Origin of the sequence: Flavobacterium sp. LHD-80 (assembly GCF_030929605.1) — a bacterium.
Taxonomy (GTDB): Bacteria; Bacteroidota; Bacteroidia; order Flavobacteriales; family Flavobacteriaceae; genus Flavobacterium.
In genome coordinates this window covers 289,950-303,776 of the sequence record NZ_JAVFVS010000008.1, presented here as the reverse complement: position 1 = coordinate 303,776, position 13,827 = coordinate 289,950, and the positions used below count along the sequence as shown (strand labels likewise).

At 33.8% G+C, this 13,827-nt stretch carries 13 protein-coding genes; all 13 read right to left on the bottom strand.

The window, feature by feature from the left end:
• Positions 1-93: 93 nt before the first annotated feature.
• The 13 genes from RB619_RS12810 to RB619_RS12750 all read right to left on the bottom strand — a co-directional run bounded on the left by RB619_RS12810 (position 94) and on the right by RB619_RS12750 (position 13,618).
• On the bottom strand, positions 94-351 hold the full coding sequence (locus RB619_RS12810) for a hypothetical protein (protein WP_308098009.1): 258 nt from the start codon (positions 349-351) through the stop codon (positions 94-96).
• Between the two features lie 38 nt (positions 352-389).
• The gene (locus RB619_RS12805; RefSeq protein WP_308098006.1) at positions 390-1,091 is read right to left on the bottom strand and encodes a VIT domain-containing protein; all 702 of its coding nucleotides are present in this window, start codon (positions 1,089-1,091) and stop codon (positions 390-392) included.
• Positions 1,092-1,401: 310 nt separating this feature from the next.
• Complete coding sequence (locus tag RB619_RS12800) at positions 1,402-2,484, bottom strand: bifunctional 3-deoxy-7-phosphoheptulonate synthase/chorismate mutase type II (protein WP_026728420.1); 1,083 nt, start codon at positions 2,482-2,484, stop codon at positions 1,402-1,404.
• A 13-nt stretch (positions 2,485-2,497) separates the two neighbouring features.
• Positions 2,498-3,358, bottom strand: a complete 861-nt coding sequence (locus RB619_RS12795; RefSeq protein WP_089054267.1) for a prephenate dehydrogenase — start codon at positions 3,356-3,358, stop codon at positions 2,498-2,500.
• Between the two features lie 136 nt (positions 3,359-3,494).
• Entirely contained in the window at positions 3,495-4,640 is a 1,146-nt protein-coding gene (locus RB619_RS12790; RefSeq protein ID WP_308098002.1) for an aminotransferase class I/II-fold pyridoxal phosphate-dependent enzyme, read from the bottom strand.
• 102 nt (positions 4,641-4,742) lie between these two features.
• Positions 4,743-5,582: a prephenate dehydratase gene (locus tag RB619_RS12785; RefSeq protein ID WP_308098000.1), complete on the bottom strand. Its 840-nt coding sequence runs from the start codon at positions 5,580-5,582 to the stop codon at positions 4,743-4,745.
• Positions 5,583-6,126: 544 nt separating this feature from the next.
• On the bottom strand, positions 6,127-7,296 hold the full coding sequence (locus RB619_RS12780; protein WP_308097998.1) for a DUF1501 domain-containing protein: 1,170 nt from the start codon (positions 7,294-7,296) through the stop codon (positions 6,127-6,129).
• 12 nt (positions 7,297-7,308) lie between these two features.
• On the bottom strand, positions 7,309-8,706 hold the full coding sequence (locus RB619_RS12775; protein ID WP_308097996.1) for a DUF1800 domain-containing protein: 1,398 nt from the start codon (positions 8,704-8,706) through the stop codon (positions 7,309-7,311).
• A gap of 167 nt (positions 8,707-8,873) precedes the next feature.
• Positions 8,874-9,179 (bottom strand): helix-turn-helix transcriptional regulator, encoded by a 306-nt coding sequence (locus tag RB619_RS12770; RefSeq protein ID WP_308097995.1) that lies wholly within the window; start codon positions 9,177-9,179, stop codon positions 8,874-8,876.
• On the bottom strand, positions 9,163-9,510 hold the full coding sequence (locus tag RB619_RS12765) for a type II toxin-antitoxin system RelE/ParE family toxin (protein ID WP_308097993.1): 348 nt from the start codon (positions 9,508-9,510) through the stop codon (positions 9,163-9,165). The genes RB619_RS12770 and RB619_RS12765 overlap by 17 nt, the downstream gene beginning before the upstream one ends.
• A gap of 65 nt (positions 9,511-9,575) precedes the next feature.
• On the bottom strand, positions 9,576-9,836 hold the full coding sequence (locus tag RB619_RS12760) for a histidine kinase (RefSeq protein WP_308097991.1): 261 nt from the start codon (positions 9,834-9,836) through the stop codon (positions 9,576-9,578).
• A 144-nt stretch (positions 9,837-9,980) separates the two neighbouring features.
• Positions 9,981-12,374, bottom strand: coding sequence for a ribonucleoside-diphosphate reductase subunit alpha (locus RB619_RS12755; protein ID WP_115887403.1), 2,394 nt, complete (start codon positions 12,372-12,374; stop codon positions 9,981-9,983).
• A 266-nt stretch (positions 12,375-12,640) separates the two neighbouring features.
• On the bottom strand, positions 12,641-13,618 hold the full coding sequence (locus RB619_RS12750; RefSeq protein WP_142451695.1) for a ribonucleotide-diphosphate reductase subunit beta: 978 nt from the start codon (positions 13,616-13,618) through the stop codon (positions 12,641-12,643).
• Positions 13,619-13,827: the final 209 nt, after the last annotated feature.

The following is a 13,827-nucleotide window of genomic DNA, read 5'->3' as shown; positions in this document are numbered from 1 at the left end:
AAATAAAAATTCATCCTGATTTTCAAAACTGATTTGCGAATAACGCGTTCCGCCATCGTATTTTGTATTTTCTAAAATAGTTCTTAATTCAGACTAATTTCCGTTAGAAATCACAAATTCTTTTTGTTTTTCGAAAGTATAATTTAGAAAATACAAAGTCACTTTTGTGTTTTTTATCTTTTGGAAATAAGCATTCAGTAAATCCAATTCTTTCTTTGTATCTCGGTTTTTACAGCTCAGAGAATTATCCCAAATCAAACCAATTGAATCCGGAGTTTTTCTAGCGCTTTTATTTCCTTCTATAAAAGTATTTCCGTAAAAATAATATTGACCGCCCGCATTCTGCATCAAAACACTTGGACTATTTTGCTGTATCGGAATCTTAAAAACTAATTTTCCTCAGGCTGATAATTTTCTTTTTTTACCGAAGCCTGAAAAGCCTGATTCCACTTTGAAAAAGTAATTTCGTTTCCTGAATTTCCAGTAACAATTGGCGCGGTTGAAGCTCCTAATACCGAAACATTAATTTCAAACTGATCTAATTTTTTCGGAAATCGGCTCACCAATTGATACGCCAAATTATCTTTGTCAAAAGCCGAAAGTTCTTCTTCATAACCAATAACAACAGTTCGTTCGCCATTTGGCATAAGTGGATAAATTCTCGTTTTAAAATTATTCCCGTCGACTTTCTCCAATAATCCTGGATCAACACGACGATGTTCGATGGCCTCAAAAACCTGTTTCCCTTTATTTTTATTCACCGGAACAGCTTCACGTAATTTCCCATTTATGTCAATCGCATATCTTGAAACCGAAACATTTTCTGGCAACGGAAAAATAAGTTCTGCTTCCATTTGTCGTGTCCCCGAATTAAAAAAATGCATTTCGGCAGTTGTATAAGCAATGTTGCCCACCACTTTTACATTGACGAACAGTTTATTCATTCGTACTTTTTCTGCTTCTTCTCCTTTAACGGTAAGTTCAGGACTTTGTGCGAAAGTTTTTGTTCCAATAAAAAACAGAAGGAAAAGCAACACATTCAAATTCATTTGAAAAATGCCCGGCACAGACGAAAACGATTTTAATTTCATGACACAAAAATTAAGGTTTATATTGTTATAGAGAACAAAAAACTGCAAAAGGTTGGGAAGATAATTATTTTATTTTTATCTGTTAAATCTGCCAAATTTTTGGGCGACTATTTTCTCTCGCAGATTTGGCCGATTAGCAGATTTATTTTCTATTTAAAACAAGCGCAAAAAAAATCTCCAAAGCCCGAAAGCAATGGAGATTTAATATAAAAAAAACAATCTGTTTTTAAAAACGTGATATAAGAAAATTCAAAATCAAAGTTTATAAAAACCAAAATTAACTTATATCACTTATATGGTTTAAAGAAAATTATGCGTTGAAAATTTTCTCTTGGTGACCAATACTTTCTTGGTGAATTGCTTTGAACATTCTCAAAACAAACTCTTCAGTAAGACCTTTTTTCTCACCTTCAAGAATCATTTTTCCTAAGATTTCGTTCCAACGGTTGTTTTGAAGAATCGCAACGTTTGCATCTTTTTTCACTTGACCAATTTCGTCAGCCACTTTCATACGTTTTCCTAACAATTCTAATAAGTTAGCATCCAAAACATCGATGTTAGCTCTTAGTTTTTTCATTTTTTGGCTGTACTCATCTGTAGTATCATCCGTTTTTCTGATCGTCAAATCTTTAATGATTTGTTTCAAAGCATCTGGAGTAACTTGTTGAGCCGCATCAGACCAAGCATTGTCTGGATCAATATGCGTTTCGATAATCATACCATCGTAGTTCAAATCTAAAGCCTCTTGTGTTACTTCAAAAATCATTTTACGATCTCCTGTAATGTGAGATGGATCGATGATTAAAGGTAAATCAGGGAATTTATTTTGCAATTCGATAGCAATTTGCCATTCTGGAATATTTCTGTATTTTGTTTTTTCGTAAGTAGAGAAACCTCTGTGGATAACTCCTAATTTCTCGATTCCAGCCATGTGTAAACGCTCAACACCACCTAACCATAAAGCTAAATCTGGGTTTACAGGGTTTTTAACCAAAACGATTTTATCAGTTCCTTTCAAAGTATCAGCAATTTCCTGAACTGCGAAAGGGTTTGCAGTTGTACGAGCACCAACCCATAAAACGTCGATATCATGTTCTAAAGCTAGTTTACAGTGAGCAGCAGTCGCAACCTCAGTACCCATTAATAAACCAGTTTCAGCTTTTGCTTTTTGCAACCATTTCAAACCAATTTCTCCAACACCTTCAAATCCTCCCGGACGAGTTCTTGGTTTCCAGATTCCAGCTCTGAATACACTAACTTTTGAATCTTTCAATTCGTGAGCAATTTTCAATACTTGATCTTCAGTTTCTGCACTACATGGTCCTGCTATCACAAGTGGGTGATTTAAATTGAAATCTTCTAACCACTTTCTCATTTCTTTCTTATTTTCCATCTTAATTCTAATTTTACTTTTTAGTTGTTGTTAATCCGTTTAGTATTTCTTTTATTTTATTTGTGCTTTCCATTTCTTCAAAAATGGCATTGTAATTTTCGTCTTTCAACAAATCCCTAAACCGACTGAGATTTGAAATATATTCTTCTAATGTTTCCAGAACGTGTTCTTTATTCTGCTTAAAAATTGGTGTCCACATTGCTGGAGAACTTTTTGCCAAACGAACGGTGCTTTCAAATCCACTTCCCGCCATGTCAAAAATATCCTGCTCGTCTTTTTCTTTATTCATTACGGTTTTCCCGAGCATAAACGAACTAATGTGCGACAAATGCGAAACGTAAGCAATGTGTTTATCGTGCGAAGTCGGGTCCATATATCGAATCCTCATTCCAATTTCGCTAAAAAGCTTCAAAGCCTTTTCCTGCAATTTAAAAGTGGTTTTTTCCACTTCGCAAATGATGTTTGTCTTTCCTTTAAACAAACCTTTTATCGCCGCCGAAGGTCCTGAAAACTCCGTTCCTGCTATTGGATGCGTGGCAATAAAATTCCTTCTTTTCGGATGATTGGCAACTGCATCACAAATTGGTTTTTTTGTCGAACCAACTTCAAAAACAATCGTTTTATCTCCAACTGAATCCAAAACTTTTGGCAAAACCGTCAGCGCCACATCCACCGGAACCGAAACGATTACAAAATCAGCTTCAGCCAAATCTTCAAAACTTCCCGCTTCGTCGATAACCCCTAGATCAATGGCTTCCTGCAAATGTTTTTCATTGCTGTCGATTCCAAAAATGGTCGAATCAGGATGTTGGTCTTTGATGTCCAGCACCATCGAACCGCCTATTAATCCTATTCCTATTACGTATACTTTCATACTATTTCTTTAATTTTCAAATCTTGTTTTTCGACTTGTCACCCTGAGCGAAGTCGAAGGGTTTTCCAATTGGAACGTGGGCTTCGACTTCGCTCAGCCTGACAATCTAAAATCTAAAATCTGATATCTAAAATTTTCAAAATCGATCTATCGCTTCCTGTACTTTTTCTTCTTTCACACACAATGAGAATCTGATATAACCTTCGCCGTTGCTACCAAAAATAGTTCCCGGTGTAATGAAAATGTGTTTCTCATATAATATTTCGTCAATGAACTTTTCTGCTGATTCGATTCCTTCCGGAAGTTTTGCCCAAACAAAAAGCCCAACTCCTTCTTTATAGACTTTACAACCTAATTTCTCTGCTAGTTTTTCTGTTAATTCTCTTCGGCGTCTGTAGATTTTGTTTTGATCTTCAAACCAAGATTTATCACAATTTAAAGCTGCAACTGCACCTTTCTGGATTCCGTAGAACATTCCGCTGTCCATATTGCTTTTTACTTTTAGGACTGCATCGATAATTTCAGGATTTCCTAAAACCATCCCGACTCTCCAGCCTGCCATGTTGAAGGTTTTACTTAATGAATTTAATTCTAAAGCTACATCCTTCGCTCCTTCAACTTGCAATAAACTCATCGGATTATCATTCAAAACAAAACTATATGGATTGTCGTTGATCAATAATATATTGTGTTTTTTAGCAAAAGCAACCAATTTTTCAAATAACGCTAAACTTCCTCTCGCTCCTGTTGGCATGTGGGGATATCCCAACCACATAATTTTTACTTTCGAAAGATCTAATTTTTCTAAAGCTTCAAAATCTGGTTCCCAGCCATTTTCTTCTTTCAAATCATAATAAACCGGAGCAGCTCCTACCAAATTTGTTACCGAAGTATAAGTTGGATAACCCGGATTCGGAATTAAAACGTGATCGCCTTCATTTAAAAATGCTAACGAAATGTGCATAATTCCTTCTTTCGAACCCATCAAAGGCAAAATCTCATTATTCGGATTTAATTCAACACCAAATTGATTCTGATAAAAATCGGCCATCCCTTTTCTCAATTCCGGTAATCCCTGATAGCTTTGATAACCATGCCCGTTTTCGTCTTGAATTGCCGCAGCGACTGCTTCAATTACTGCTTTTGACGGACTCAAATCAGGGCTTCCAATTCCCATATTGATGATCGATTTTCCTTCAGACTGCAGTTGACGAACTTCTCTCAATTTTGATGAGAAGTAGTATTCTTCAACTGTATCTAATCTTTTTGCTGTTGTAATCATTGTTTTTATTGCTTTAGGCCACAAGCTTTAGGCTTTAGGCTCTTTTAAACTTTTTAATTTGTTTTCTGCTTTTTGGACTTTAAGACTTTCGACTTTCCAACTTTAAGACTGACTTAAAGGTTTTGTATTCTTATATTCTCCCAACACTTTAAAATACTCTGCCATGATGTTTAATAACGTTTTGGCTTTTGCAAAATCTTCGTATTTCTCGAATGTTACGTCTACGAAAAATGAATATTTCCAAGGTGTTTCAATTTTTGGAAGCGACTGAATTTTTGTCAAATTCAATTTGCAGTCACTCATTACATTCAAAACCGCCGCTAAACTTCCTCTTTTGTGATCCAATTCAAATTTGATAGACGCTCTGTTGATTTCGCTTTCTGGCAAAAATGAATTTTGTTTTTTGATAATCACAAAACGAGTCATATTATTTTTGATCGTTTGAATTTCCGGCGCAATGATATCTAAATCATACATTTCAGAAGCCGTTTTACTTGCAATTGCTGCAATTCCGGTTAATTGTTTTTCCTGAATTCTTCTTGCCGTTTCAGCTGTATCTTTATCCTCAACCAATTTGATATTTGGATATTGCTTTAAGAAATCCATGCATTGCAAAATGGCCATTGGGTGCGAATGAACTTCTTTTATGTCTTCAATTTTCTGACCTTTTAAAGCCATTAAATTTTGACTAATATTTAAATAATGCTCTCCAATAATGTGTAAATTATTCTTGTCAATCAAAGCATAATTCGGAATAATTGGACCTGCAATCGAATTTTCAATCGCCATAACCGCCTGATCAGATTTTCCTGAAAGAAGGCTGTCGATTAATTCTTCAAAAGACAAACATTCATCAATAGCCACATTTTCAGAGAAATACTCCTTCACAACTTGATGATGAAAAGATCCTTTTATACCTTGTATTGCAATTTTCGTTGTCATATATTCAAAAAAAAATCCTGATTTGCATCAGGATTGTATATTAGTTTTATTTGTCTTTATATTTCTCAAATAACCATAGCACAATCCTCACTTCTACTAAAGAAGAAATAAAAAGAGTTGCTAAAATAAAAACGGTTAGATGCCATTTCGTTTGTGTTATTGTTTAAATTCTCTGCGAATGTATAAATTATTTTTACCGCACCAAAAAAAAGATTGCATTTTATGAAACAAAAAGGGATTTCTTAACAAATTTAGCAGGTTTTGTATGATAATATAAAAATATGGGCTTAAAATGAGAATATTAAAACGAGGTTCTAAGATGCTGAGATACTAAGTCACTAAGTTTTTTTTCACCACGAATTCACGAATTACTGTAAATCATTGTCCTTTTAGCATTCAATTTCTCTAATTAAAGAATGTTTTTCTCCTTTCTTGTCATTCCGAGGAACGAGGAATCTTCGTAAGTAGCTCTACAAAGATTGGCGCTTTTGATTGCGGAGTTACTTACGAAGATTCCTCGTTCCTCGGAATGACAAGATTGCGATTATCCAAATATTCCAGAAACCGGTTTATTTGAAATCCCGATTTTAGAATAATCAAAATTCAATTTCTCTTTTAATAAAGACGCATAAACACTTCTAAAATCAGTTTGATATTTTAAATCGCCGTTATCTAAGTCGGCTAAATTTGGATTATTTCCTAAAATCGTTCCTTTATTATTTCCTCCAATAATAAACATTGGCGCAGCCGTTCCGTGATCAGTTCCGTTGCCGTTGTCTTTTACTCGTCGCCCAAATTCAGAAAAAACAACGACGGTCACATTCTGCAATAATTGCGCTTGTTTCAAATCTTGATAAAAACTATATAACGAATCGTTCAAATCTGTCAATTTTCGTTCGTGAATTGCTAGCTGATTGTCATGCGTGTCAAATCCACCAAGCGAAGTGTAATATATTTTCGAATTCAAATTTCCTTTTATCAATCTTCCAATCCATTCAAGTTTTTTGGATAATTCTGTTTTTGGATAACTTATTTCGGCTTTTGATTTTGCCAAAGCTTTCTGAATTTCATCTGAACCTTCAGTAACCGAATTGGCAATTTTTCGAACAAAATCCAAATGCGGATTATTTGACAGCGTCACATCTTCTTCTTTATCTGATTTTATTTTAAATCGGCTTGGATCTTTTACCGTTATAAAATTAGGTTCGATACCTTTTAAGGCAAGATTATCAATTGAATCTAAATTTATACCGGCTGTCGCCTGATGTCCGTTGCATTGCAAATCTAAATATCTTCCTAGCCAGCCTTCGTTTATATATTTATTAGAATCAGTTGCAGTCTGCCAAATTTCCTGACTTCTAAAATGAGAACGAATAGGCTCCGGATATCCCACATTTTGAATTACGGTCAAATCTCCGTTTTGTTGCATTTGGGCAAAATCTTTCAATGACGGATGAAACGCCATTCCTTTATTTTTACTGATAACCAAATCTTTACTCAACGCAATTTTGGTTCTATACTCATAATATAAAGGATCATCATATGGTATGAAAGTATTTAATCCGTCGTTTCCGCCATTCAATTGCACAAAAACAACGCATTGCTCTCCAATTATTAAATTATTCTGTGAACCAAAAGCATGTAAAAAATCAGGAAGTACCAGCATTCCACCTGTAAAAGTTCCTGTCAATGTTAGAAAATTTCTTCTGTTCATAGCTGTAGCTTTCTAAATTAATTGATATTCTGGTAATTTTGTAATGTAATTAAAGAGTCTTATTACAGCAAAATTGGCGTGTGCTTCTTGTGGATCAAAATCATATTTCAGCAAATTTTCCATGTCTTTTTGCATCGAATCATTTACTTTAAATAACAATCGGTTGGATAATTCTGAAATTATGGTTTTATTATTTCCGTTCGTGTCAAAATCGATTTTTACATCAATTTTCTCCAATGCTGCTTTTGGCTTTTCATCATCAGCATTCATGTTATTTAATACTTTTCTGGTAATGCTTCTTCCGCTGCAAAGCAAATCTGAAGTATTATTTCTTTGCAGATAAATTTGTGACGTCAGCCATGAATTCCCGCCGTCCCAACCTTTTACATTGACCTGATTGTACAAATCCATTCCTTGCTGTTTCAAGAAGAACAAAATCATTTCGTCGTCGAGATCATCAATATGAAGCTCATCCAAAAGCTGTAAAATATAAACGAGCGGATTTTTGATTTTTGTTCCCGACTTTTCTTTTTTATATTCTTCAATAAAAATCTTGATCAATAAAGGCTGTATTTCGAATTTTACCTTTCTGAAATAATCTCCATAATAAACTACTAAATCTTCTGACGGAGAATCGTCAATAAACCATTTTAAAATTTTTCTGGTAATTAAATACGGAATATTTTTTTGCTCGAAAATAATGTCAATCAAATCATCTGAATTCCAGTTTCCGGTTTTGCCGAAATAGGTTTTATCTGAAAAATCTTGAGCAAGGCTTCTGTAATGCGCTTCTTCATTTCCGTAATTTAATCCCGCCAAAGCTCTTGCGCCGTTTTTAATATCACTTTCGGAGTAATTCCCAATTCCGAGTGTAAATAATTCGAGTAATTCACGGCTTAGATTTTCGTTGAATTTTCCTTTTTTATTATCGACATTATCCAGATATTTTATCATGGCGTTTGATTTCAAAATCTGCTTGGTCAATTCTTTAAAATTTCCAAAAGCATTTTCACGCAAAATCATATTATGCTGATAAATCCAGTAATTGACTTTTACTTTTTGAGAAGTGGAAACGAAATGATTGTGCCAAAAACAAACCATATTTTCACGCAACGGAAACTCGTCATTGCGCATTTTAGAAATCCAACATTTTTTTAATTCAACCGAAGAGTAAACCTCTTTTTTGAGAAGTTTCTTTTTAGCTTCAGAATCGGCGGTTTTTATGGATTCTTTTAATTCTTTAAGTTCGATTAATGTTTTGGGATCATCATCTAAAAAAGCAGGAAGCTTGTCATCAAATTTTGAATCAAAAGAATGCTTTAGAAATTTCTCTAAACCTAATTTCTCAATTTGAGCTGCTTGTTTCCCCGAAAAACCTAATCGTAGTGACCAAAGATTGCTTTTTTTCATGATGCAGAAATTATTACAATAAGACTTGACTTTCTCTTAAAGGTTTAATTTAGAGAAAGATGCTGAGTTACTTAGTTACTGAGATGCTAAGTTTTAAAAATCTTTGGTAATAATTAGAACGGGGAATTTTTGAAGATATTGTTTTTGGAAAAAGAAGAATTGCAAATTTAAAATTTAATTGACAACTCTAAATGCCCTCCCAAACCAAGTTCTACGATTTTTTGAAGTGTTGAAAATTTGACTTCTTTTACGTTATTCTCAATCTTAGAAATATATGATTTTGTTGTTCCTGCTTTTATTGCAAGTTCTTCTTGAGTCATTCCTTTTTGAAGTCTTGCTTCTTGAAGTAATACTCCTATTTTAAAATTCTCATAACCAGCTTCTAGTTCATCTCGTTTTGGTGTTCCAATTTTCCCATAATGAAGCTCTTTAAACTCTTCTAAAGTTGTTAGATTCTTATTTTTCGTTTTCATAATTCTTTTTAATTTTTAAAGCTTTTTTAATTTCTCTCTTTGGTGTTTTCTGAGTTTTCTTTTGAAATCCATTAGTTAATACAACTAACTTTCCTTCATCAAAAAAACAAAAAATTCTAAAAATGTCATTTCCTTGTTGAATTCTAATTTCATAAAGTCCATCTGTGTTTTCAATATACTTCAAATATGTTTCAGGAATTCTATCTAATTCTTCAATTAAATCAATCGTCCAAACAATTTTTTGTTGTACTTTTTCTTTTTGCTTGACAAAAAACTCATTGAAATAATTTTTAAAAAAAATAACAGTTCTAATCTTTTGATTATTACTCATAAAGTACAAATGTATTAAAGTTGCACGAAAGTGCAACTTGTTAATTCAAAAAACATTTAAAACAATTAAACTTCCTCTCTATTTGCAATATTTCGCAAAACATCAGTAATAGTAATTGATTTATTTCCTTCATAACCTAAAGCGATCGCTATCGCTTCTAAACCAACTGGATGTTTGTCTGACGAACTAACTACTAATCCATTTTCTAAAATTTGGTTTCTTTGTATTTGAATCGCTAATGACAAAACTTCAAAATCAGATAATTTTGAATATTCTTCTTTCAATTCTTTGGCAATTTTATTGTAATTTTCAATTTCAAGTTTCATAAAAGACAATTTAAAAGTAGTATTTTTACTGTTAATAAAAAACAAATATAGCCAAAAAAAGCAGTTATCATTACAATAACTGCTTTTCTATAAATTAAGAATAAATCTTTCTTCTTTGTTCTATTTTCTTTCTTCTAAAAAAGATTAAGACCCACACATTTCACAATCCTCAGGACCTGCAGCTTGTGCTTTAAGCAACATAGCTTTATAGTCTTCAACACTGATTTCTTCAGTTTCAGCAACTAAAGCTGGAGCGGTTTCTTCTTTTTTATCGTTGTTTAATGTGAATTTAATCGCATCTACAGCCGCTTTTGTTCTTAGGTAATACATTCCTGTTTTTAAACCAGACTGCCAAGCGTAAAAGTGCATTGACGTTAATTTAGAATAGTTTGCATCTTGCATGAACAAGTTCAACGATTGAGATTGGTCAATAAAGTATCCTCTTTGACGTGACATATCGATAATATCTTTCATCGACATTTCCCAAACTGTTTTATAAAGATCTTTTAAGTCTTGCGGAATCTTATCAATATTTTGAACAGATCCGTTATGACGCATAATTTCTTGTTTCAAATCTTCGTTCCACAAACCTAGTTTTACTAAGTCTTCTAGTAAATGTTTGTTTACTACAATGAACTCTCCAGACAATACACGACGTGTGTAAATGTTTGATGTATATGGCTCGAAAGCCTCGTTGTTTCCAAGAATTTGAGAAGTCGATGCAGTTGGCATCGGCGCAACTAACAATGAGTTACGAACTCCGTGCTCTACAACTTCTTTTCTTAATGAAGCCCAATCCCAACGGCCTGATAATTCCTCATCTTTCATTCCCCACATATTGTGTTGGAATTCTCCTTGTGACATTGGCGAACCTTCGAAAGTTGAATATGGCCCTTCTTCTTTTGCCATTTCCATAGAAGCGGTTACAGCTGCGAAGTATAATGTTTCGAAAATTTCTTGGTTCAACGCTTTTGCTTCATCACTTGTAAACGGCAAACGCAACATGATAAAAGCATCAGCTAAACCTTGCACACCTAAACCAACCGGACGGTGACGCATGTTTGAATTTTCAGCTTCTTTTACTGGATAGTAGTTTCTATCGATTACTTTGTTCAAGTTACGAGTTACACGTTTTGTAACATTGTAAAGCGCTTCGTGATCAAATTTTCCGTTTTCGATGAACATTGGCAACGAAATAGAAGCCAAGTTACAAACTGCAATTTCATCTTTAGAAGTAAACTCCATAATCTCTGTACACAAGTTAGAAGAACGAATTGTTCCTAAATTCTTGTGGTTTGATTTACGGTTTGCTGCATCTTTGTACAACATATAAGGTGTTCCAGTCTCGATTTGTGATTCTAGGATTTTCTCCCATAATTCACGAGCACGGATTGTTTTTCTTCCTTTTCCTCTAAATTCGTAATCCGTATATAATGCTTCGAATTCATCTCCGTAAACATCATATAATCCAGGACATTCGTTTGGACACATTAAAGTCCAAGTTGAATCTTCCTGAACGCGTTTCATGAATAAATCTGAAGTCCACATGGCGAAGAATAAATCTCTCGCACGCATTTCTTCTTTTCCTGTATTTTTCTTCAAATCCAAGAAATCGAAAATATCAGCGTGCCAAGTTTCGATATAAATCGCAAAACTTCCTTTACGTTTTCCACCACCTTGATCTACGTAACGAGCAGTATCATTGAATACTCTCAACATCGGAACAATTCCGTTTGAAGTTCCGTTTGTACCACGAATATAAGATCCTGTTGCACGAACATTATGAATTGACAAACCAATTCCTCCCGCTGATTGCGAGATTTTTGCTGTTTGTTTTAATGTATCGTAAATACCATCAATACTATCATCCTGCATTGCCAAAAGGAAACAAGAAGACATTTGTGGTTTTGGAGTTCCAGCATTGAACAACGTTGGCGTTGCATGCGTAAAGAACTTTTTAGACATTAAATCGTACGTTTCAATAACCGATTTTAAATCGTCTAAGTGAATACCAACAGAAACACGCATTAACATGTGTTGTGGACGCTCAACTATTTTTCCGTTTATTTTAAGAAGATAAGAACGCTCTAAAGTTTTGAAGCCAAAATAATCGTAATTAAAATCTCTTGTATAAATGATATGAGAATCTAAAAAAGCAGCATTTTCCTGAATCACTTTAAATACGTCATCAGCAATTAATGGCGCATCTTGACCATTTCTTGGATTTACGTAGTGATACATATCTTTCATCGTTTCAGAGAACGATTTTTTAGTATTTGAATGTAGGTTTGAAATTGCCACACGCGCTGCCAATTGTGCATAATCTGGATGCGCAATAGTCATAGAAGCCGCTGTTTCTGCTGCAAGATTATCCAATTCAGAAGTAGAAACCCCATCATACAATCCCTCGATAACTCTCATCGCTACCTTAACCGGATCTACGAGCTCATTCAAGCCGTAACACAATTTTTTGATTCTTTCTGTAATCTTATCAAACATTACGGGCTCTCTGTGGCCATCTCTTTTTACTACATACATAAGCTTACTATTTATAGTTATTGAAAAAATGAAAGCATCTAGAAAACGAATTCTAGCACTTAAACATTGCGTGTTTTTAAATTATTTTTCGAGAATTACAGGATTCTCAATAGTTGTCCTTTTCCAATTTGAATATCAAACCGAAAAGCCGTTAAAATTGCTATTAAATCTCCGATTTGGGTGATAGAGATTCAACCTAATAAATGTTCTGTAAATAATTAATTAAAGCCTTAGATAAAATCAGCCAAAATTAAAATACTGTTGTTCTAAAAATCTGCGTCAAATGAAATTTTCTGAGCATCACTATCTGTGTTCATCACACCCGATTTTTGATACTCGGCAACACGTTTTTCAAAGAAATTAGTTTTTCCTTGAAGAGAGATCATGTCCATGAAATCAAACGGATTCGCTGATCCATACACACGCTCACAACCTAATTCTACTAATAATCTGTCGGCAACAAATTCTAAGTATTGCGTCATTAAAGTCGCGTTCATACCAATTAAACTTACCGGAAGAGATTCTGTCACAAATTGTCTTTCGATATCAAGAGCATCAACAATGATTTCTTTGATTCTCTCTTTTGGAACTTTGTTAACCAAGTGATGGTTATGCAAATGAACCGCAAAATCACAATGTACGCCTTCGTCACGAGAAATCAACTCATTAGAGAAAGTCAAACCTGGCATTAAACCACGTTTTTTCAACCAATAAATTGAACAAAAAGCACCAGAGAAGAAAATACCTTCAACAGCAGCAAAAGCAATAAGTCTTTCAGCAAATGAATCAGACTCGATCCATTTTAAAGCCCATTCTGCTTTTTTAGCAATTGCAGGGAAAACTTCTAAAGCATTGAATAATTCTGTTTTCTCAGCTTCGTCTTTAACGTAAGTATCAATCAATAAAGAATACGTTTCACTGTGAATGTTTTCCATCATGATTTGAAAACCATAGAAAAACTTCGCTTCTGCATATTGAACTTCGTTTACAAAGTTCTCAGCAAGATTTTCGTTTACGATTCCGTCAGAAGCAGCAAAGAATGCAAGAATATGTTTGATGAAATATCTTTCATCGTCATTTAATTTGTTATTCCAGTCTGTCAAATCTTGGTGCAAGTCGATTTCTTCCGCAGTCCAAAAACTAGCTTCCATCTTTTTGTACCATTCCCAAATATCATGATGTTTAATTGGAAAAATAACGAAACGATTTTTATTTTCTTGTAATATTGGTTCGACTTGTGACATGACAATTTTTGTTTAATTTTTATACTGAAACTTTACTAATTCAGTAGACTACAAAGATTGTCAATTACTGCCAAAAATGAAAGTCAAACTTATTCACAATTCGCTGTAGTTTTTAACAACGGGTGAAATTTGAAATGATTTTCATACAATAATTAATTTATTGCAAATGAACACTTTAAAAGCATAAATAGCATCTTGAAGTCCCGTAG

Bases quoted from the DNA above. Each gene is read 5' to 3' on its own strand.
- RB619_RS12750 (WP_142451695.1), bottom strand. From the start codon at position 13,618: ATGTCACAAGTCGAACCAATATTACAAGAAAATAAAAATCGTTTCGTT.
- RB619_RS12800 (WP_026728420.1), bottom strand. From the start codon at position 2,484: ATGGAAAATAAGAAAGAAATGAGAAAGTGGTTAGAAGATTTCAATTTA.
- RB619_RS12760 (WP_308097991.1), bottom strand. From the start codon at position 9,836: ATGAAACTTGAAATTGAAAATTACAATAAAATTGCCAAAGAATTGAAA.
- RB619_RS12770 (WP_308097995.1), bottom strand. From the start codon at position 9,179: ATGAAAACGAAAAATAAGAATCTAACAACTTTAGAAGAGTTTAAAGAG.
- RB619_RS12790 (WP_308098002.1), bottom strand. From the start codon at position 4,640: ATGATTACAACAGCAAAAAGATTAGATACAGTTGAAGAATACTACTTC.
- RB619_RS12795 (WP_089054267.1), bottom strand. From the start codon at position 3,358: ATGAAAGTATACGTAATAGGAATAGGATTAATAGGCGGTTCGATGGTG.
- RB619_RS12765 (WP_308097993.1), bottom strand. From the start codon at position 9,510: ATGAGTAATAATCAAAAGATTAGAACTGTTATTTTTTTTAAAAATTAT.
- RB619_RS12775 (WP_308097996.1), bottom strand. From the start codon at position 8,706: ATGAAAAAAAGCAATCTTTGGTCACTACGATTAGGTTTTTCGGGGAAA.
- RB619_RS12755 (WP_115887403.1), bottom strand. From the start codon at position 12,374: ATGTATGTAGTAAAAAGAGATGGCCACAGAGAGCCCGTAATGTTTGAT.
- RB619_RS12780 (WP_308097998.1), bottom strand. From the start codon at position 7,296: ATGAACAGAAGAAATTTTCTAACATTGACAGGAACTTTTACAGGTGGA.
- RB619_RS12805 (WP_308098006.1), bottom strand. From the start codon at position 1,091: ATGAAATTAAAATCGTTTTCGTCTGTGCCGGGCATTTTTCAAATGAAT.
- RB619_RS12785 (WP_308098000.1), bottom strand. From the start codon at position 5,582: ATGACAACGAAAATTGCAATACAAGGTATAAAAGGATCTTTTCATCAT.